Source organism: Pseudomonas sp. KBS0707, from assembly GCF_005937945.2.
Classification (GTDB): domain Bacteria; phylum Pseudomonadota; class Gammaproteobacteria; order Pseudomonadales; family Pseudomonadaceae; genus Aquipseudomonas; species Aquipseudomonas amygdali.
On the sequence record NZ_CP041754.1, the window covers coordinates 617707 to 636883 of the forward strand.

General features: G+C 53.2%; 16 protein-coding genes and 1 pseudogene. 7 read left to right on the forward strand and 10 right to left on the reverse strand.

All coding sequences use genetic code 11. The features are described 5' to 3' along the window. Positions 1 to 312 precede the first annotated feature (312 nt). Genes FFH21_RS02880 through FFH21_RS02890 form a run of 3 tightly spaced genes read right to left on the reverse strand, consistent with a single transcriptional unit; the run spans position 313 to position 2603 of the window. Positions 313 to 1281, reverse strand: coding sequence for a nucleotide kinase domain-containing protein (locus FFH21_RS02880; protein WP_011167577.1), 969 nt, complete (start codon positions 1279 to 1281; stop codon positions 313 to 315). A gap of 2 nt (positions 1282 to 1283) precedes the next feature. Continuing rightward, entirely contained in the window at positions 1284 to 1997 is a 714-nt protein-coding gene (locus tag FFH21_RS02885; RefSeq protein WP_011167578.1) for a hypothetical protein, read from the reverse strand. Positions 1998 to 2000: 3 nt separating this feature from the next. Beyond that, positions 2001 to 2603 carry a hypothetical protein gene (locus FFH21_RS02890; protein WP_041924411.1) on the reverse strand — a complete coding sequence of 201 codons (603 nt, stop codon included), beginning with the start codon at positions 2601 to 2603 and terminating at the stop codon, positions 2001 to 2003. Between the two features lie 997 nt (positions 2604 to 3600). Here FFH21_RS02890 and FFH21_RS02900 point away from each other — a divergent pair. Then, positions 3601 to 4365 (forward strand): SDR family oxidoreductase, encoded by a 765-nt coding sequence (locus FFH21_RS02900; RefSeq protein WP_005742971.1) that lies wholly within the window; start codon positions 3601 to 3603, stop codon positions 4363 to 4365. A 42-nt stretch (positions 4366 to 4407) separates the two neighbouring features. Here the strand turns inward: FFH21_RS02900 and FFH21_RS02905 are convergent, their stop codons facing one another. The 7 genes from FFH21_RS02905 to yghU form a co-directional block, all read right to left on the reverse strand. After that, complete coding sequence (locus FFH21_RS02905; protein WP_041924412.1) at positions 4408 to 5622, reverse strand: AGE family epimerase/isomerase; 1215 nt, start codon at positions 5620 to 5622, stop codon at positions 4408 to 4410. 72 nt (positions 5623 to 5694) lie between these two features. Further along, on the reverse strand, positions 5695 to 7587 hold the full coding sequence (gene dxs / locus FFH21_RS02910; RefSeq protein WP_011167580.1) for a 1-deoxy-D-xylulose-5-phosphate synthase: 1893 nt from the start codon (positions 7585 to 7587) through the stop codon (positions 5695 to 5697). 160 nt (positions 7588 to 7747) lie between these two features. Beyond that, complete coding sequence (locus tag FFH21_RS02915) at positions 7748 to 8635, reverse strand: polyprenyl synthetase family protein (protein ID WP_011167581.1); 888 nt, start codon at positions 8633 to 8635, stop codon at positions 7748 to 7750. Further along, positions 8632 to 8877 (reverse strand): exodeoxyribonuclease VII small subunit, encoded by a 246-nt coding sequence (locus tag FFH21_RS02920; RefSeq protein ID WP_002551852.1) that lies wholly within the window; start codon positions 8875 to 8877, stop codon positions 8632 to 8634. The genes FFH21_RS02915 and FFH21_RS02920 overlap by 4 nt, the downstream gene beginning before the upstream one ends. A 102-nt stretch (positions 8878 to 8979) precedes the next feature. After that, positions 8980 to 10146 carry a cystathionine beta-lyase gene (gene metC / locus FFH21_RS02925; protein WP_011167582.1) on the reverse strand — a complete coding sequence of 389 codons (1167 nt, stop codon included), beginning with the start codon at positions 10144 to 10146 and terminating at the stop codon, positions 8980 to 8982. An 85-nt stretch (positions 10147 to 10231) separates the two neighbouring features. Beyond that, entirely contained in the window at positions 10232 to 11248 is a 1017-nt protein-coding gene (locus tag FFH21_RS02930) for a YhcG family protein (protein ID WP_011167583.1), read from the reverse strand. A 200-nt stretch (positions 11249 to 11448) separates the two neighbouring features. Next, the gene (gene yghU, locus FFH21_RS02935) at positions 11449 to 12291 is read right to left on the reverse strand and encodes a glutathione-dependent disulfide-bond oxidoreductase (RefSeq protein WP_005752809.1); all 843 of its coding nucleotides are present in this window, start codon (positions 12289 to 12291) and stop codon (positions 11449 to 11451) included. 312 nt (positions 12292 to 12603) lie between these two features. On the opposite strand from yghU, the pseudogene FFH21_RS02940 reads away from it, so the two are divergent. The 6 genes and pseudogenes from FFH21_RS02940 to FFH21_RS02970 form a co-directional block, all read left to right on the forward strand. Further along, a pseudogene (locus tag FFH21_RS02940) lies at positions 12604 to 13086 on the forward strand (ABC transporter permease); the annotation flags it as partial. Between the two features lie 60 nt (positions 13087 to 13146). Continuing rightward, the gene (locus tag FFH21_RS02945) at positions 13147 to 14250 is read left to right on the forward strand and encodes an IS5-like element ISPsy19 family transposase (protein ID WP_004663854.1); all 1104 of its coding nucleotides are present in this window, start codon (positions 13147 to 13149) and stop codon (positions 14248 to 14250) included. Positions 14251 to 14776: 526 nt separating this feature from the next. Further along, positions 14777 to 15031: a hypothetical protein gene (locus tag FFH21_RS02950; protein WP_011167585.1), complete on the forward strand. Its 255-nt coding sequence runs from the start codon at positions 14777 to 14779 to the stop codon at positions 15029 to 15031. A 325-nt stretch (positions 15032 to 15356) separates the two neighbouring features. Then, on the forward strand, positions 15357 to 16001 hold the full coding sequence (locus FFH21_RS02960; protein ID WP_081002660.1) for a hypothetical protein: 645 nt from the start codon (positions 15357 to 15359) through the stop codon (positions 15999 to 16001). After that, entirely contained in the window at positions 15985 to 17112 is a 1128-nt protein-coding gene (locus FFH21_RS02965) for a hypothetical protein (protein WP_011167587.1), read from the forward strand. Before FFH21_RS02960 ends, FFH21_RS02965 begins: the two co-directional genes overlap by 17 nt. Before the next feature lie 737 nt (positions 17113 to 17849). Continuing rightward, entirely contained in the window at positions 17850 to 18896 is a 1047-nt protein-coding gene (locus FFH21_RS02970) for a hypothetical protein (protein WP_011167588.1), read from the forward strand. Positions 18897 to 19177: the final 281 nt, after the last annotated feature.

Genomic DNA, 19177 nt, shown 5'->3' on the forward strand with positions numbered 1-19177 from the left:
CCTAAGCTTTATAAATCCATCGAAACAGAAAAGTTCCCCCTGCAGCTAGTAAGAATCCAAAGCATGTTATGAATAGTGCATGGATGTAAAAATTTATTTGTTCAACCAGTATTATTGAATTAATAAGTTTCTGTATGCATGTGGTTTGAATGATCTCTGCGCCAGTCAAGCCTTTTGTTAATTGGTCTAAACAGATTGGCTCTTTTTTGGGGAGTCTAAGAAAAATCAATATGTTCGCAATTAGGAAGTATATGAAGGTAATGGCGATTGATTTTCTTTGAAATAGGCTTAGCTTGTTTTCTAAATGTAATTTCATATTGTCGTCCTTGGAATAGCTGCTTTCCACTTTTCGGGAAGTTGATAGTGTATGCGTTCTTTGTGAGGTGTGTAGTTTTGCTTGATTCGTGACGTTGAAATGTTGAGTTCGGGGCGCTTCACCCTTAAATATTTGTCCACTTCGCAAAATATATTTTGGCAGTCAATAAGCTGGAGCGCACGATTTTGAAGTGGCTGGAATTGTAATCCCAATCTTTCAAATTCACTTTCCTGTTGGTCCGCCATTTTCTCTATTATATAAGTAAACTCTTTTTCGACGGCATCTGGGAAGCATTTTTTTATACCTCTCACTGCGCCGGGGCCCGCTATTACGAACTGGCTCTCTGTTGCCTGTGAGTAGGTGCTATATGCAATGTCTACAGAGTATTGAAATGCCAAGAATTTTCCAATAGAAGGCATTTTTAAAAATGCATTGTAGATATCGCCTAAATGGTTGTGATCCCAAATGGAGTGATGCAGTTCCAATTTCAACATATGAGAGATCATTTTTAGGTTATTTTCATGTTTTATCGAGCTCCCCCATTGGCTTTTTCCGGAAGGCATTATGTAAGCGGCAGAATAAATCTTAGATTTTTCAGCACGAAGCTCTGATAGAAATTTAGCTATTTCTATCGAGTTGAAATTATTGAGGCCGATCTTACCAAACCTATCCTCGATTGCTTGCCATGTTTCAATTTTATTGAAATTTTTAAAAAGAATAGTTCGAAGAAAGACATCGCCAGGACTATCTGTTTGGCTTGAACTGATGTTTTTAACAAGATATTGCGTTGTTCGGTCTAATACACGGTAACAATTAGTGAATTTGTATTTTTCTATTATAGGGTTGCATTGAGTCTTAGACCCGTTAAGCATGTCATAGAAGGATTGTTGGCGTAGGGATGAAAATCTCCAGTAATCATCATAAGCTACTGATTTTGATAGTTTTTTGATTGGGGTTGTGCGCATTTCTATATTCCGAAAAAATTGCCGATTTCTGTTCCGGCAGCTATTATCTTTTCTCGGAGCGCAAAAGCTATCACCGTACTAAAAACTGCAAATATGATGGCGGAGTATCGAGTGACAATTTTGCTTTCTAAGGTAGATAGCTCTTTTTTAAGATCGTCGATGTCTTTTTTTAATTTAAAAGGCGAGTAAAGCTCACCTGTCATGTCAGAAACTTTCTCATGATCTAAATGGTTGGTCGAGTTAGACTTTGTTTTTGCATACCTGCTAGTTGCTGTGTTATCTAAGTCGGCATACCAAATAAGAGCAAAAGGTGCTCCTCGCTCTAGCACAATACTAGTCGGGCCTGCGTTATAGACTGAAAAAGTAAGTTTTCCTTTCCAGCCTGGGTCTACATGAAACCCGGAAACATTAATTAATCCTTTAAACTTGTATTTTGCTTTGAATGAAATAAATGCAAGTGCTGTATCAGGGACCTTTACGGTTTCAGCAGTTAAGAGTAATGCAAACTGCCCCGTCGGGATGATAAATTGCGGCTTCTCGTCAGTGAGAATTTGTTTGACATTTGAGTCTTTATCACTGTTAGGTGTTATGTAAACTTCGTTGCCAACAGTCAGTGTTATTGCCGCACAGTCCACGCTTTCAGAATTTACAATTCCATTTGGTGTTTCGATCAGGTTTTTTAGTTCTGATGTGAGCTTATTTCCGCTCCAAAACATGTGCTAATATCCCTTTTGGTAATTTCCAAGCATGTTAAAAAAGATGTTTTTGCTTTCTAGTGTGTAAAGTCTATCGCTTATCTTATTTTCAATGTCTTTTATATCCATGCAGTAGCAAAGAGCTAATAATAGCCTGAAAACAGCCGCAAGACTCTCTAGGATTTTTCCTCGATAGTCGAGGGTTTCCAAATGGTCCAGTGATTCAACAAACTTACACAGCATACCTGTGTTTCTTAGTATTTCTAAAGATAGCTGAGTAGATATATTTTTATTTGCGGATTTGTAAGGCTTAAATAAATTTTCGCTTAATTCATTTATGTTTGACAGATTACGGTTCTCGTCTGAAAGTGCAAATTTCGAGAGGGGTACGCTAAAGATGTTTGCAGATGAAAAAGAAATTATAAGTGCATCGATCGTTGTCTTTCTTAATGTATCTGTGTCGTCTTCAAATGCGGAAATTGTTATTTTTGCACTGTATTTAGACAAATGCAGAGTCATATGGGTTATACGCTGCTGTACAGTAAGAAGCCAAATTTCTTTATGATAATTTTCGTCGTGCCTCAACTGCTTCCATTGCATTTCTTCAAGCTGACTTTGAATTTTCATAATCAAATCCTATGGCCGGTAGGTTTGCTATCAAGAGAATAGCCGAAAAGTGATAAAAATATTGTGCAGCATTCTACACAAAAATTGTGTTTTACAATGAAATACATTGTGACCTCAGCTGTCTCGACATCCGGATCAGCGGCCACCCAATCCACCTTGCTCAAACGTGTATTGATGAAAGCCTAGGTATCCTCTGAAAAAGCCCATTTTTTTGGAGAGGAACCGGGCTGGAGCGCCTATATTTACTGGCTTCGACTTTTGAAGAAAAGGCTTTTTCAGACCTTCCCTAGAGCCTTTATTCTACGGCGCTTCGCACGTAGGGTATCAGTTCGTTTCTCTGAAGGGCGGGCTGTGGAAAACAATTTTGACGGGTCTGCCAAGCGCGACATAAAACCGCTGCAAATGGTTGTTTTGTCACCGTTTTGACTTGTTCAGGTTTACTGTGGAACCGGCTGTTAATAACTTGGGAGTATGTGCCTGAAGCCCTTTATGCATAAGGCTTGCAGGCGATTGATTAAATTTTGATCAAGGGTTTTGGACTGGCTTTCAGGGGTGTTTGTCAACAGCATTGAAGCTGGTCGTTCATACAGTTTTTTCAGTTACACAGCCTGTGGGTAAGTCTGTTAACAAACCTTGGAAATAGTGATCCAGCCGTTACTGCTTCTGGGCTACAGGCCATCACGGTTTTCTGACGCCTGGTGGCGTCCTGGCAGTATCGGGCAAAGTCAAGGTGAAAACTTCTGCGGATCTGCTGGAAGCCCCGAACGACGGGACTTTCAGCGTTACCGACTTGCCCCCAGAGATTGTGTGTCTGACTGTGGATAAGGTGGGCAAAACTGCCTGCAAGGCCCGTGGCGTATGGCTCGGCTTGAGTTGGTTGTTTTTTGTACAAATGCACTGGGTTGTTGCATCGACGTGCCGCTGACGGGCATTCTGCTGCCCTCGTCAGAACTTATTAACAGGTGCGCTGTTTTTCGCGCCAGGTCAGGAGAACGAAATGACTTCCACTGTATTCATCACGGGCGCTACTTCCGGTTTCGGTGAGGCCTGTGCCCGCCGTTTTGCCGAAGCAGGCTGGTCGCTGGTATTGACTGGCCGTCGCGAGGACCGTCTTGCCGCGTTGAGCGCCGAGCTGTCGAAGCAGACCAAGGTGCATACGCTGGTACTGGATGTGCGTGACCGCAAGGCAATGGAGAGCGCCATCGCAGATTTGCCTGAAGAGTTCGGCAGCATTCGTGGGCTGATCAACAACGCCGGTCTGGCGCTGGGGATCGACCCTGCGCCCAAGTGCGATCTGGATGACTGGGACACCATGATCGACACCAACGTCAAAGGTCTGGTCTACACCACACGCCTGTTGCTTCCACGTCTGATTGCGCATGGTCGCGGGGCAAGTATCGTCAACCTGGGCTCGGTAGCCGGCAACTATCCTTATCCGGGTGGTAACGTCTACGGTGGCACCAAGGCGTTTGTCGGGCAGTTCTCGCTGAATCTGCGCAACGATCTGATCGGCACTGGCGTACGCGTCACCAACCTGGAACCCGGGCTGTGCGAGAGTGAGTTTTCGCTGGTACGTTTCGGCGGTGATCAGGCCAAGTACGACGCCACTTACGCGGGCGCCGAGCCAATTCAGCCGCAGGACATCGCCGACACTATCTTCTGGATCATGAACACGCCAGCGCACGTCAATATCAACAGCCTGGAACTGATGCCTGTCAGCCAGACCTGGGCCGGTTTTGCTATTGATCGTAACCGCGGTTGATTGCTTGCTGATCGGGCCGCACAGGTGGTGCGGTTCGATCGATCAGTCTTCTACAGGCGTCGGAGGCGGGAAAGCGTTCACGAAGCGGTTCTCGACAAAGTCAGCCAGCCCGATGTAACAGGTTGCCAAGTGGTAAGGCGTGGTCGACGGCATGTCACTGCGGCTGACCGCGCCATCGGGCTCTACGCACTCGTTCCAGCCTTTGGCATGCAGGAAGCGCTGCGCAAAGGCTGACATTTGCGCAGCCAGGTTCGCCTCGCACTCTGGCCGCATGGCCATGGCTCGCAGGTATTCCGCCTGAGCCCAGATACGCTGGGTGGCGTCGCGTACCGTGCCATCAAGTGTCAGCATTGCAGTCACCGCGCCGCTCTGTGGCTCGACACCCTGTGCCTGAGCGTAGGCAAACGCGCGGGTCATGGATTCGTGCAGCTCACGTCCATGCAGCTCTGGCGACGATTGCAGCAGGAAGAACCATTCGAACTGATGACCTGGCTCGTACCAGTTATCCACAGCGCCCAAGGGTTTCTCCAGCATCACGCCGGTGGCGGTGTCGACAAAGCGACGCTGCATGTGGATAACCAGAGCGTCCAGCGCTGACTGGGTTGCAGGGTCGGCGCGCACTGACAGCGTTGCCAGAAAGGCCTCTGCCAGATGCATCAAGGGGTTCTGGAGCGGGCCGCTGCCCAGCGTCGACCAGTCCTCATCGAGTTGCGCTTCGTACAGCCCGTCATCGTCGGCAAAGCGCTCCGCTACAACGCTGAGCGCCGCATTGAGCACTGACTCTGCCAGCGGGTCCTGCACCTTCGCCCAGTAATGTGCGCAGGCGAAAATAATGAAGGCGTGAGTGTAGAGGTCCTTGCGGCGATCCAGAGGTTTGCCCTGTGGATCGATGCTATAGAACCAGCCGCCATGCTCGGCATCGTGGAAGTGCTGTTGCAGGGAGCGAAACAGCTCACCGGCCCGCGCCCGAGCGTTCGGCACTTCGACGTTATCGATAAGGCTGGAAAACAGAAACAGCTGACGTGCGCAGGCCATGGCTCGATAGCGTTGCGGCGGTAGAGGCTGATCGTTGGAGTCGAGCGCTTCGTAAGGCAATGCCAATTGTGCGTTCCAGCCAGGGCCCTGCCAGAGCGGAACGACGACCTGCAGAAAATGCTGCTGCAAGGCAGCGAACACCGAGGTCAATTCAGGCGTGGGGGCGGAACGGGTCACATGAGGCATCGGCTGGCATCGCGGCAGTGTCGAAGTGCGCAGCATGTTATCAGGATTGCTGCATGCGGGGTCGTGGTGATCATTCCTCACGCTCGGCGCGTGAGGAACCTCTGCCACTCAGCCAATCAACGCCAACCGCTCATTGATCGCCGCTTCGATCCCTTGGGCGTCCAGCCCGCACTCAGCCAGCATCTGCGCAGGCTTGGCATGCTCGACGTAGGTGTCCGGCAGGCCCAGGTGGAGTACCGACTTGAGGATATTGGCGCGTGCCAGAAACTCACTGACCGCAGCACCAGCGCCGCCCATCACTGCGTTCTCTTCCAGTGTGACCAGTAACTCGTGGTTGGCGGCCGCTTCGCTCACCAAGGCTTCGTCCAGTGGCTTGACGAAGCGCATATCGATCACCGTCGCGTCGAGCTTCTCGGCCACCACCAGCGCATCGGCCAGTTGCACGCCAAACACGAGAATCGCAACGCCCTGGCCCTGACGACGCACAACGCCCTTGCCGATTTCGACCGGGTCAAGGCCTGTCTCGATCAACGCGTCCGGACCGGTACCGCGTGGGTAACGCACTGCCGCGGGGCCGGTGTGCAGGTAACCGGTGTTGAGCAGCTTGCGCAGTTCGTTTTCGTCACTCGGCGTCATGACCACCATGCCAGGGATGCAGCGCAGGTAGGACAGGTCGAAGCTGCCTGCGTGGGTCGGGCCGTCTTCGCCCACAAGCCCGGCGCGGTCGATGGCAAACAGTACGTCGAGGTTCTGCACCGCGACGTCATGCACCAGTTGATCGTAGCCGCGTTGCAGGAAGGTCGAGTAGATAGCCACGACCGGCTTGCTGCCTTCGCAGGCCATACCGGCCGCCAGTGTTACAGCGTGTTGTTCGGCGATGGCAACATCGAAGTAGCGTTCTGGAAAGCGCTCGCTGAATGCCACCAGGTCCGAGCCTTCCTTCATGGCTGGCGTGATGCCCACCAGCCGTGAGTCAGCCTCGGCCATGTCACAGATCCACTGGCCGAACACTGCGGAATACTTCGGTGCACTGATTTTTTTCGGGGCGGCAGGCGCATTCAGCGGCTCAAGCTTGGTAATGGCGTGATAACCGATCGGGTCGACTTCGGCTGGCGCAAAACCTTTGCCCTTCTTGGTGACCACATGCAGAAACTGCGGGCCTTTCAGATCACGCATGTTGCGCAGAGTGGCGATCAGAGTCGGCAGGTCGTGGCCATCGATAGGGCCGATGTAGTTCCAGCCCAGCTCTTCGAAAAGCGTGCCCGGGACCAGCATGCCTTTGGCATATTCTTCGGTGCGACGTGCGATTTCCCAGGCGCCGGGCAGGCGCGAAAGCACCTTTTTGCTGCCTTCGCGCATGCTGCTATACGTGCGGCTGGAAAGAATCTTGGCCAGGTAATTCGACAGACCGCCGACATTGCGCGAGATCGACATGTCGTTGTCGTTGAGAATTACCAGCATGTTGGCTGCCACTTCCGGCGCGTGGTTCAACGCTTCGAAGGCCATGCCGGCAGTCAGCGCACCGTCGCCGATCACGGCAATGGATTTACGCTCGCTGCCTTGCAGGCGCGAGGCAATCGCCATGCCGAGTGCGGCGCTGATCGAGGTGCTGGAATGCCCGACGCCGAAGGTGTCGTACTCGCTCTCGCTACGACGCGGAAAGGCCGCCACCCCATCCTTCTGGCGCAGTGTGGACATGCGCGCGCGACGGCCGGTGAGGATCTTGTGCGGATAGGCTTGATGACCCACGTCCCACACAAGGCGATCGTCCGGGGTGTCGAAAACGTAATGCAGCGCGATGGTCAGCTCGATGACCCCAAGACCGGCACCAAAATGCCCTCCGGTCTGGCCAACGGAATACAGCAATTCCAGGCGCAGCTCATCGGCCAGGGTTTCCAGCTCGGCTTCGCCCAGACGGCGCAGGCCGTGCGGGGTATCGGCTCGGTCGAGCAGCGGCGTGACCGGGCGCTCGCGGGGGATCTCTTTGAACGTCGTGGGCATCAGGCGAATCGTTATAAGTAAAAGAGGCGGCAGTTTACCTTATGCATCGCAAGCTGCCCATGAAGTGCGTCGGCGGATAGTCCGCCGACTGACACGCTTAGTGACTGAGACCTGACGAACCGTGGTTGATTCAGCAGATTTCCGGCTTCGGTGACGGTGATCAGTGGCGACGTTCGACGATATAGCGTGCCAGCTCGCGCAACGGTTCTGCGGCGGCATCGAACGTGCTCAGCGCTGTTAGCGCCTGATCACGCAGTTCCAGTGCATAGCGCTTGGCCGCTTCCAGGCCCAGCAACGCAGGGTAGGTCGGCTTGTCGCGGGCGATATCGGCACCCTGACGCTTGCCGAGGGTCGCAGTATCGCTTTCGACATCGAGAATGTCGTCCTGAACCTGAAAGGCCAGACCGACCGCGCGCGCATAAATCTGCAAGGCGTCAAGACGGGGCTGATCGGCTTGACCACTGGCCAGTGCGCCAAGCCGGACGCTGGCTTCGATCAACGCACCGGTCTTGTGCCGATGCATGTATTCCAGCGCCGCCTGATCAAGCTTCAGCCCCACAGAGCCCAGATCGATCGCCTGCCCGCCCACCATACCTGCCGGGCCGGCAGCGGCTGCGAGGGTATTGACCATCTGCAGACGCGTTTCGGCATCGCGTGAGGTCAGGTGCGGCGCGAGCAGTGCAGTGAACGCCAGGCTTTGCAGGCCGTCACCTGCGAGGATCGCGCAGGCCTCATCGAAAGCCTTGTGCGTGGTCGGCTGGCCGCGACGCAGGTCGTCATCGTCCATCGCCGGTAAATCGTCGTGCACCAGCGAGTAAGCGTGAATCAGTTCAACCGCACAGGAGGCACCGTTGGCATCCTCGGCTACGCCGCCCAGCGCTTCGCAGGCCGCGTAGGCCAGCAGCGGGCGCACGCGCTTGCCGCCGTTCATCACGCTGTAGCGCATGGCTTCGTAAAGCCGGTTCAGCTCAGGGCTCGGTGCCTGAAACAGTTTTTCGAGTGCTGCGTTGACGCGAGTCTGGCTTTGCGCTTGATAGCTCGCGATCATTCGGGAAGTTCCGCATCGTCGAACGGCTCTTCGCTCAGTTCGCCATCGCGCTCCAGCAGCACCTGGACCTTCTGTTCGGCCTGGGTAAGGGCGCTTTGGCAGTCGCGGGTCAGGCGTACACCTTGCTCGAAGGCGGTCAGGGAGTCTTCCAGAGACAACTCGCCATTCTCCAGCCGCTCTACCAGCGCTTGCAGGTCAGCGAGTGACTGTTCGAAATCCAGTGCAGCTTTCTTGCGGGCCATGGGGGCATTTCCGGTAGAGGTTAAACCGCGCGACACTAGCAGAGCGAGGGCTTCTGGGCAAATAACGGCGACGGAGCAATGCAAGGGCAGCAACTATCAGGATTAACCTGCAGCGAACCCGTTCTGTAGGTCTGCAATCAGGTCTTCCGGGCTTTCCAGGCCAACCTGCAGCCGTAGCATCGGGCCGGTGCCGCGGTCAGGACCATATTGCTCGACTTCAGTGATCAGACTTTCAAAACCGCCCCAGGAGTAACCAATTCCGAACAGTTTCAACGCGCCGGTAAATCGGTCCAGCACCTGCCGGTCAACGGCATGGAATTCGAAACTGAGCAAGCCGTTGCAGCCATGGAAATCACGCTTCCAGATGGCATGGCCCGGATCGTCCGGCAATGCGGGATACAACACGCGGGCAACCTGAGGCTGGTCCTGCAGCCATTGTGCAATTTGCATCGCGTGGCGTTCATGCATGGCCATGCGTGCCGCCAGACTGCGGGCACCGCGCAGCACCAGATACGCATCGTCGGGGCTGACGGTATTGCCCACGGCGGTGTTCATGGTCTTGAGGGTTTTCCAGTGCGCTTCGGTGGTGCTGACGCTGCCCATCATGACGTCGGAATGCCCGGCCACGTACTTGGTCAGGGCCATCAGGGAAATGTCCGCGCCCAGCTCCAGCGGCTTGTACAGAATTCCCGAGCCCCACGAGTTATCCACAGCCAGCAGTAGATCCCTGGCCTTGCACACCTGTGACAGTGCAGGCAGGTCGCACATGTCGAACGTCAGCGAGCCGGGCACTTCAGCGTAGATCATCCGTGTGTTGGTCTTGATCAGCGATTCCACATTACTACCGTCGGCCGCGTAGAAATCGAACTGGATGTCGAAGGCGGTCAGCATCGTTTTCGCCAGGCGCCGAACGGGGCCATACACCGATTCAGTAATCAGCACATGGTCGCCTGGGCGCAGAAACGATTGAAACATCTGCGCCACTGCCGCCAGCCCGGTCGGGTACAGGCAAGTACCGTGTGCGCCCTCAAGCCCGGAAATCAGATCCTGCAAGGCAAACGCCGTCGGGTTGCCGTTGGCACCGTAAGTCAGCGAGCGCTCAGGTCCCGTGGTGCGAATTTCCGCCTCGCGCAAACTCTCCAGACTGTCGAACAGCACCGTACTCAGACGCACGACCGGCGGGTTGACCGCCAGTCCTGGCCCGCTGCTGGCGCTACGGCCGCGTTGCGACAGGGCGGTGTGGGCGCGAGGGTCCTTATCGTGCGGCATTGGAGGCTCCAGTCAGGGAAAGGGCAAGCAGGCAGACTGCCGCTCAGGCATGCACAAGCGTAATGCATCGTGCGTCTGGCAGGTATCACTGATCGCTCAGCACAGCACTCGCATAGAACTCATGCAGCTTCGCCTGCAATAGCTGCCTGTCCGGCAAGCGGGTCTGGTACTCGGCAATCAGCGCGGGTGAAAGCGAGCGGTTCAGGGCGTACTCGACCACTTCATCGTTTTTGCTGGCGCAGAGTAAAACGCCGATGGCCGGGTTTTCATGGGGTTTGCGTACATTCCGGTCCAGCGCTTCAAGATAAAAGTCCAGCTTGCCCAGGTATTCGGGTTCAAAGCGGCCGACCTTGAGTTCGATGGCAACAAGGCAGTTGAGGCCGCGATGGAAAAACAGCAGATCCAGCGCAAAATCCTGGCCGCCGACCTGCAACGCGTACTCGGAGCCGACAAAACAGAAGTCGCGGCCCAGCTCGATCAGAAAATCCCTCAGGCGTTGCAGCAAACCGCGGTGCAGGTCAGCTTCGGCGTGTCCCGATGGCAGCTCGAGAAACTCCACCATGTAGGCATCACGGAACACATCCAGTGCTGCCGGTCGGGTTTCCTGGAGCATCGTCGAGGCCTTGGCTGGCTGGGTGATACTGCGCTCGAACAAGGCGGTCTTGAACTGGCGCTCCAGCTCTCGGCTGGACCAGTTTTCCCTGATTGCCATGCGCAGATAAAACTCACGCTCTTCGGGGCGCTTGCTTTGGCTGAAGATGATCAGGTGATGAGTCCATGGCAATTGTGTCAGCACTGCTGACACTTTCTCATCGTCGCGGTAAACCTCGAAGAACTGGCGCATACGAAACAGGTTTCGACGCGTAAACCCGCGCAGCCCTGGCTGGGTTACAGCCAGATGCTCGGCAAGCTGGCTGACCACCGCGTCACCCCATTCGGCGTTTTCAATCTTGCGGCTGATGTAAGCGCCTACCTGCCAGTAAAGCTCGATCAGGCGAGTGTTGACCGCCTGTGCAGCTTGCTGTCGAGCGCCCTGAATCATTGCGAGCACTTCATCAAAGCGATCATTTACAGGCGTATGCGGTGCATTGGGAGTACTCATGCTGCAAGTACTCCACTGCATGGAAAACCGGTGCCGAGTTGCAAGTGAAGATCTGGATGGGCAGTTGTCCGGTTCATAGGGCGCGTCCTTGGGCAGTGGCTAAGGACGCTACTTTACGTTCAGATCACGACTGTCCGACCCAGAATCTCTTTTGAGTGTGTAGCACCAGGTTTCTGTTTGCGCAGGCCTTGACTTGCGTCTTATTTATCCAGGTCGGATGCCTGATGCCGCTCCGGCACCTGATCCGCCTCTTCGCCCCAGGTGCGGTTGACCTTCTGGCCTTTGATGACAGCAGGGCGCGTGGCGATTTCTTCCGTCCAGCGAATCAGGTTCGGGTATTCGTGCACCGACAGGAACTCGGCGGCCGAATAAACCTTGTTCCTTACCAGCGCGCCATACCATGGCCAGACCGCGATATCGGCAATCGTGTAGGTATCGCCAGCCAGGTAGCGGTGCTCGCCCAGTCGACGGTTCAGCACATCGAGTTGGCGCTTGGCCTCCATCGCGAAGCGATTGATGGGGTATTCGAGTTTCTCCGGCGCGTAGGCGTAGAAGTGCCCGAACCCGCCACCCAGGTAGGGCGCCGCGCCCATCTGCCAGAACAGCCAGTTCAGCGTTTCGGTACGGCCTGCCGGGTCGGCGGGCAGGAAACTGGAAAACTTCTCAGCCAGGTACAGCAGAATCGAACCGGACTCGAATACCCGAACAGGTGTTTCATGGCTTCGGTCCAGCAATGCAGGGATCTTGGAGTTGGGATTGATCTCGACAAAGCCGCTGGAGAACTGATCGCCCTCGGAAATGCGGATCAGCCAGGCATCGTATTCCGCGCCGCTATGCCCCAGCGCCAGCAGCTCTTCGAGCATGATCGTGACCTTCACCCCGTTGGGTGTGGCCAGAGAATAAAGCTGCAGTGGGTGCTTACCGACGGGCAGTACCTTGTCATGCGTGGGACCGGCTACGGGCCGGTTGATGCTGGCGAACGTACCGCCTGCTTTTGTTTCCTGCTGCCATACCTTCGGCGGGGTGTAAGGGGTTTGGGTCATGAGTAGCCTCGCTTGTTCAAGGGTGATCGCTGGACCGGTCGTATTGCGAATGACCATTGACGTTATAGATCAACGTGCGCGGATGGAAGTGCCTTGCGATTCTGATCGAGCGTGGCGAGGCCTCGAAAAGGCCATTTAGCTGCCGCCGGTAGTTTGTGGAATATTCCTACAGTAACTAAGGCGTCGTCCTATAGCTGTAACTCTATGAAAGAAGAGAACATGTGCCCGCAGCAGGAGGCCATAAGGTTATCCATTTATGATCTTGATTGTCAAAATCGTTCTCTGATCTACCTGTCAATAGCTGGATACCGTATGTCGTCATCTCGCAGCACAAGCTTTATAAAATGGCGTGACCTGATCATCAATCTCGTGTCCAAGGAAATTAAAATCCGTTACATGGGTGCGACGCTAGGCTTCGTTTGGTCATTGGGAAATCCGCTGGTTGTTACACTTACATATTACACGGTTTTTACCTATATCCTGCCCACCAGTCAGGACCGTTTTGCACTTCATCTGGTAACGGGTGTTGTCCACTGGATGCTTTTGGCGCAAATAGTTTCACAGAGCGGGGAATGGCTCATCAATAACGGCAATCTCATTCGAAAGTTACGGTTCCCGCGTATATTGCTACCCCTCTCCGGAGCATTGTCGATTGCTGTGTTCTGGGCGGGCTGCATGATCGTGTATGCATCGTTATTTCCCATGCTGGGTGGCGTGTTTTCACGCGCTCTGTTTTTTTATCCCATTGTACTGATTGCGTTCATGGCGCTGATTATGGGGTTCGGTCTGGCGCTTAGGAGGGTGTAGACAAAATAAATTAAACTTTCACTCCCTTGTCTGAATAGCCCTCAAGCCATGCCTAAAACCGGACGTCCTCGCTCGATTGCCGCCGAGCACTATCCCGTGCTGGTGAAACTCGCTCATGCACAGCCCTATTCCAGCCAGGCCGAATTGGCGCTCGTATTCTTCGCCGAAACCGGTATCACTGCGCATCCCGACACCTTTGCAAAAGCGTTGAAAATGGCAGGGATTACGCGTGTAAAGCAGCGGGCCAAGGGAAGTTTTCAGTCACCTGAACCTAATAAAGCCTATGGCTACAATGAAACCCACCGCCGCCAACTGCCGGAGCAGCTATATCCGAGTTGCTTGACAGATACCGAGTGGGCACTGGTCGCCGACCTGTTTGAAAGCCAGGGCGGACGAGGAGTGCCACCGCTTCACTCTCGGCGCACGTTGCTGGAAGCCTGTTGCTATGTCGTACGCACGGGGTGCTCATGGCGAATGCTACCCCGCGATTTTCCTCATTGGGACAATGTCTACAAAACGTTCCGCCGGTGGAGCGCTCAAGGCAAGTTCGAGCAAATGCATGATCGCTTGCGAGCTCAATGGCGTGAGCGGGAAGAACGCGCTGACAGCCCGTCAGCAGCGATCCTGGATTCACAGTCGACCCGCAGTTCTCCTCAAGGCGGTGACAGCGGCTACGACGCAGGCAAAAAAGTGAAGGGGCGTAAACGAAGTCTGATTGTCGATACATTGGGCCTGCTGCTGGCTGTCAGTATCAGTGCTGCAAGCGTGCAGGATCGTGACGCGGCGGATGATGCGGTGGCGTACTCGAAGGAAAAATATCCGTCACTGAGCACGCTTTTTGTTGATAGTGCGTACGCAGGAAAATGGGCACAGCGCACCCATCAACTGCACGCTATCGATGTTCAAGTGATCCGTGGCCCGAATAACAGAAGAACAGGGCAATGGCACTCTGAACAAGGCGATCTATTTTCCGTGGAGCCTGTTCAGACTGGATTTGTGGTCATGCCCAAGCGATGGGTAGTGGAGCGAACTCATGCCTGGAATGAGAGAGCTCGGCGACTGATCATGCATCATGATCGCCTTTTTGCGGTAAGCGAGGCATGGGTTTGGTTGGCCGAGGCTCGAATACTCGCGCGCCGACTCACTACATGATTTTGTCTACACCCTCCTAGAGAGACGGAAGGAGAGGTGCTTGCAGGAGTTGTAGTCGCCGGCACCGGCAGCTTTCACACTGGTGGCTGCTCCATAGGGAACAAGGACATGCGAAAGGAGTGTATTTCAAAATATTTCAAGGGCGAAACGTCGTACGCCGCGATTTAGAAGGGCTGGCCATACATACAGGGGCGAAATGGATCCAACCACTGATTTGCACACAAGTTATCCACAGGCTTGTTGCCTTGCAATGTCATTTTGACCCCATTATCTTGTAGGTCATCTTTACAACAGCACTACATGTTGTGTTTTTGGCGAGAGGCTGAGGTCTCAGTGAACACAGCGGGTATGCGTGCAAAGTTTGGACGCCGAGCACACATACCCGCCAATCCCTGAGCCAATGCGGACATTGGTGGGACGCGCATTAGAGAAAAACCGACTTTGGATGTCAACCATTCAGCTCGGCTTTCCGCTCAAGGGTTGCTCCTGCCTACTCGATTTTTTCTAGATACAGGAGCACCTAATCGTGCCGAAAAATCCTAAACAAACTTCGTCTCACGTGGCCAGCTTGGCCTCCAAAATCCTGCGTAGTGATAGCTCCTCGGCCATCCAGAAGGAATTGGCAGGGTCGGCCATGGCTCAAGCTTCGACCGGCAAGCAAACCGGTGCCGATATGGAGACTAAAGCCAGTCATGTCCTCGACAGCAACAAGTACAACGCCACCACCAAGACCCTAGCGGCCTCGGTACTCGCCCAATCGAACAAAGAGCGGGGTGAGTAAAAATGGCTCAGTATTTCGTGAACCGTAATGCACAGACCAATGGTGACCACGAGGTGCATACCAGTACGTGCATCTATTTGCCGGCACTCCATAACCGCCTTGATCTTGGCTATCACACCACCTGTGTGACCGCTGTTCGCCAGGCTCGCAACACCTACCAGCAGTCGAACGGTTGCCGGACGTGTTCCTCGGTATGCCATACCCAGTAGTTTTGAAGTTTCATCGGAAGCTCTGGGCGGCTTTGCTGCTGCCCATCTTCTGCAGGTTAATGGGCTTCCGGGACATTAAGTCTATTCAAAGTTGCGTCTGATGAAGGTTGCGCCTAATGATTCACGATCATGAATACAGCCTATTGGGCGGGGTAAATCGAGCTCTTATTGGCCGGTACTTGACACTACTGGCAAGCGCGATTTCCGGCATTGCGGTTTTTTTGCTGCTGTCAGCTGAAGATTTGGCTAAAAAGTATGACCTGCCTGTAAATCTTCCACCTACAGCCCTGTCACTAATTGGCGCAGGTATAGTTTTTGCCCTGCTGTACGCTCTATTCAATAAGACAGTTTGGAAATGGCGCTGGGCAGTTAAATATCTAAAAGTTCCTGATCTGTCGGGAGAGTGGCAGTGCACTGGAACAACACTGGACACCGAAGGAAATCCGATTCGCTCTTGGCAAGCCGATGTATATATTTGTCAAACTTGGGACAAGATTAGAGTGCGATTGAAGACACATCAATCAGGCTCCAACAGTATCACTGCGGCGTTGGTTCACGATGAAGCTGACGGATACCGCCTTCTTTATAACTACCGGAATGATCCTAGTCCCGGCGAACCTGAGCTTCGGGGACATGTTGGCAGCGCAAACCTTTTGTTTACTAAGTCACTAGATTGCGCACAGGGTGACTATTTTAACGGTTACGGTCGGCCCACCTATGGGCGAATGGAGCTGAGGAGAAAAAATGAACACACCAATTAACGAACGAATCAATCGTCTGCGCTCCAGACGCTCGGGCCTTGATAGATCCTCTGTAATCGCGATGGATGCGAAGGATTTCATCGTGAACCGAAGCCTTACAAAAGAGGCGTGGGAACATAGGGTTAAAGACAAGCCGAATACAACATTTGCTTTAGGCGCTATGCAGGAGGTAGATCCTACCTACACCCGCATCAGCATCGAAACCGCAGAACGGGTTAGCAACCAGTTGTCTAAGAGGACAAGCGGCAATCTTGAATTCGAGCTACAGGGATCAGTACCACTGAATGTCCATATCCGAGGGGTCAGTGATGTCGACCTTTTAGCGATAGAAGCTGACTTTCATACCTATGATGCCCGTGGGTACATGAGTACATCGGGTCAGTACCGTTCACCGACCTCACGCACCTCAGTTGGGGTGTTAACTGCTCGCAGGGGGGAAATTAGTAAAGCTCTTCGCGATGCGTTTCCCGCTGCGACAATTGACACCTCTGGCTCCAAGGCCATTAAATTGCAAGGAGGGTCATTAGCGCGTCCAGTTGATGTCGTGCCTTCCCACTGGCATGACACTATTAGTTATCAAGCATCTGGTCAGAAACATGACCGTGCTGTCACCATCCTAGATTCGCATAAAAACACCACGATTGAAAACTGGCCTTTCCTGCACATCAAAAAAATACGAGAACGATGTGAAACCACGAGTGGTGGGCTCCGCAAATCAATAAGATTATGTAAAAATATAAAGGCAGATCTCGAGGCGGAAGGAAAAGCTGTAACGATCTCCAGCTTTGATATTGCCTCAATAATGTACCACGCCAACATGCATAGTCTCTCCGTTGGCGCCTACTATGAATTAGCGATATTAGCTGAGACCCAAAGATATTTGGATTACTTGTGGAACAACAAGGAAGAAGCGAGGCGACTGATAGTGCCAGATGGATCTCGCTTTATATTTAACACGGAAGATAAGTTTAACGGCTTGATGCATCTCTCCGTGGCCATGGACAGTCTCCTTCGGGAGGTCGCTAAAGAGCAAAGCTTCCTGCTGAGCTTATCCGAGAAGCCTATGCTCGATGCCAGCAGGGTAGCTGTGACCAACGCGATCATTTTGTAGATCGCGTGCAGCGTTTGGAGACCCGTGCAGAGATCCACCGAGCTGGATGCAGACTGCCATGCAGATGAGTTATCCGCTGGCTACCAGTCATTGGTTAAGGTCGGCTTTTTTGTGACCACTTGAATTCCAGTGCATGGTTGGCGACATCGGCGATGAAGTGCGGGGTTCCATTCCGCTGCATCTGAGAAATTTCAGGCAGCGGCTCACCTGACAATACTAGGATATTCCGAGCACGCTCCGGAGGGCGCCTGCTGGGCAAGATCGGATGCCTTGCGTTGTCGGAAGCAATAGATATCTAAAAACTGGGATGAGGTGACATTTATTCAAATGCCACACCGAGGTGATATTTGGAAAACGTTGCCACTGAATCTTCCGATTACCAAAATTGCCCATTCCCTCTAGAGATTAAAGGCCACAAGACCGGACGGACAGTATCTAAAGAGGATATTTACGCACCACATAATGGTTCGACTCCGGGGAGGCCCACCAATATCAAAGCCAGACCAATAGGTCTGGCTTTTTCGTTTCCGTGTTTTGCTGAGACAGCTACCAAATTTAGCCGAGCCAGGTTAACGACCCGCTAGCGCCTGCTACCATTGATGTGCGATCAAACGCTAGGCCCCATGCTCCATGCCCTCTCCCCAGATAAGATGACAGTCACCTGGGTGATACCCAGCATCGCGCAAAGGTCAGCTCAGTTTCGAAGACAAGCCCTAGCCCAGCTCAAGGAATAGACAATGAAGCTTTTAAGGGAAGCCAGGACTTTGAAGATCAAAGCTGTCAGCTCCTTGCGTATCGGGATGCAGGCCTTCAATAGCTTTGATGACGATGGCCGTATAACTACAGTGTTACTCCACCTGCAACACGCCTGTGAGATGTTGCTCAAAGCTGTTCTTGTGCAAAACAAAGCTAAAGTGTTCGATAAGGTCACAGGACGCTCCATTACTTTTGACAGGAGCCTAGGCCTTTGCATAGCCCACTACGGCTTAACACCGGAAGAAGCCGGCGTGATGCGTGCGGTGGATAGCTTACGTGACGCAGCACAGCACTGGCTCGTCGTGGTCGCTGAAGATTTGCTTTACCTGAACACTCGGGCACTGATCACTGCGTTTGACTCTTACCTACTAAGAGCGCTGGAGATCAGCCTCATAGATCATATACCCGCTCGTGTTCTCCCGGTTTCGACAATGCCCCCAGGGGACTTTGAATTCCTTATCGACCGGGAATACAACCTAATTCGCGAGCTACTTGAGCCCGGCAGGCGCCAGCGAGATGAGGCACGTGGCCGCATCAGATCGATGCTGGCAATGGAGTCCATCGCCGTAGAAGAGGTCGAGGTTTCGGAGCGAGATATTGACCGGGTAGAGAGAGCAGTTCGCGGTGGCCAAAATATTAATGACGTTTTCCCTCGGCTGTCCACAGTAGGTACGCGAACTGACGGAGAAGGAGTGAATCTCATAGTTCACTTTACCAAGAAAGAAGGTGCGCCTGTCCGCTATATTGGTGGCGACGACCCGGCAGACGCAGCAGCCGTACGAGAGCTAGATCTTCAGAAGAAGTTTTACCTCGGAGCGGCTGATCTTGCAAAAAAAGTAGGGCTTTCCCAACCTAAGGCCAAAGCGCTGAGGGCACATCTGGGTATTGATGATGACGTGAGATGCCGAAACGTCTTTGAGTTCGGCTCTACCCGCATCCCGCAGTTTTCGGATAACGCTTACACGCAGATGCGTGACGCGTTGGCCAACCTCGATATTGACGAAATTTGGCAAGCACGCCAGCGGTGACGGAAGGTCAGGGTTCGAATGGCTAAGTATGTCCGTTACTCGAATGCTGAAAGCGCCGCTAATACTGCATCGCGACAACCGTGCCTGAATGCATTCTACTGACAGAACTCGGCCACTGTCAGGCTAGACTGCACATCTGACCTCTCAGGCTCATGGACGCGTCTATAGCATTTTGTTAGCCTCGACGCACATCTGACATGTTCGGGAACGACATATTTTCATGGATCGCCTATGCACGTGGTCATCTGCAAACTAGATCCGATTCTGGGCACCATGCAGCC

Bases quoted from the DNA above. Each gene is read 5' to 3' on its own strand.
- FFH21_RS02890 (WP_041924411.1), bottom strand. From the start codon at position 2,603: ATGAAAATTCAAAGTCAGCTTGAAGAAATGCAATGGAAGCAGTTGAGG.
- FFH21_RS02915 (WP_011167581.1), bottom strand. From the start codon at position 8,635: ATGATCGCGAGCTATCAAGCGCAAAGCCAGACTCGCGTCAACGCAGCA.
- metC (WP_011167582.1), bottom strand. From the start codon at position 10,146: ATGCCGCACGATAAGGACCCTCGCGCCCACACCGCCCTGTCGCAACGC.
- FFH21_RS02960 (WP_081002660.1), top strand. From the start codon at position 15,357: ATGATTCACGATCATGAATACAGCCTATTGGGCGGGGTAAATCGAGCT.
- FFH21_RS02900 (WP_005742971.1), top strand. From the start codon at position 3,601: ATGACTTCCACTGTATTCATCACGGGCGCTACTTCCGGTTTCGGTGAG.
- dxs (WP_011167580.1), bottom strand. From the start codon at position 7,587: ATGCCCACGACGTTCAAAGAGATCCCCCGCGAGCGCCCGGTCACGCCG.
- FFH21_RS02905 (WP_041924412.1), bottom strand. From the start codon at position 5,622: ATGCTGCGCACTTCGACACTGCCGCGATGCCAGCCGATGCCTCATGTG.
- yghU (WP_005752809.1), bottom strand. From the start codon at position 12,291: ATGACCCAAACCCCTTACACCCCGCCGAAGGTATGGCAGCAGGAAACA.
- FFH21_RS02885 (WP_011167578.1), bottom strand. From the start codon at position 1,997: ATGTTTTGGAGCGGAAATAAGCTCACATCAGAACTAAAAAACCTGATC.
- FFH21_RS02945 (WP_004663854.1), top strand. From the start codon at position 13,147: ATGCCTAAAACCGGACGTCCTCGCTCGATTGCCGCCGAGCACTATCCC.
- FFH21_RS02930 (WP_011167583.1), bottom strand. From the start codon at position 11,248: ATGAGTACTCCCAATGCACCGCATACGCCTGTAAATGATCGCTTTGAT.
- FFH21_RS02880 (WP_011167577.1), bottom strand. From the start codon at position 1,281: ATGCGCACAACCCCAATCAAAAAACTATCAAAATCAGTAGCTTATGAT.
- FFH21_RS02970 (WP_011167588.1), top strand. From the start codon at position 17,850: ATGAAGCTTTTAAGGGAAGCCAGGACTTTGAAGATCAAAGCTGTCAGC.
- FFH21_RS02965 (WP_011167587.1), top strand. From the start codon at position 15,985: ATGAACACACCAATTAACGAACGAATCAATCGTCTGCGCTCCAGACGC.
- FFH21_RS02920 (WP_002551852.1), bottom strand. From the start codon at position 8,877: ATGGCCCGCAAGAAAGCTGCACTGGATTTCGAACAGTCACTCGCTGAC.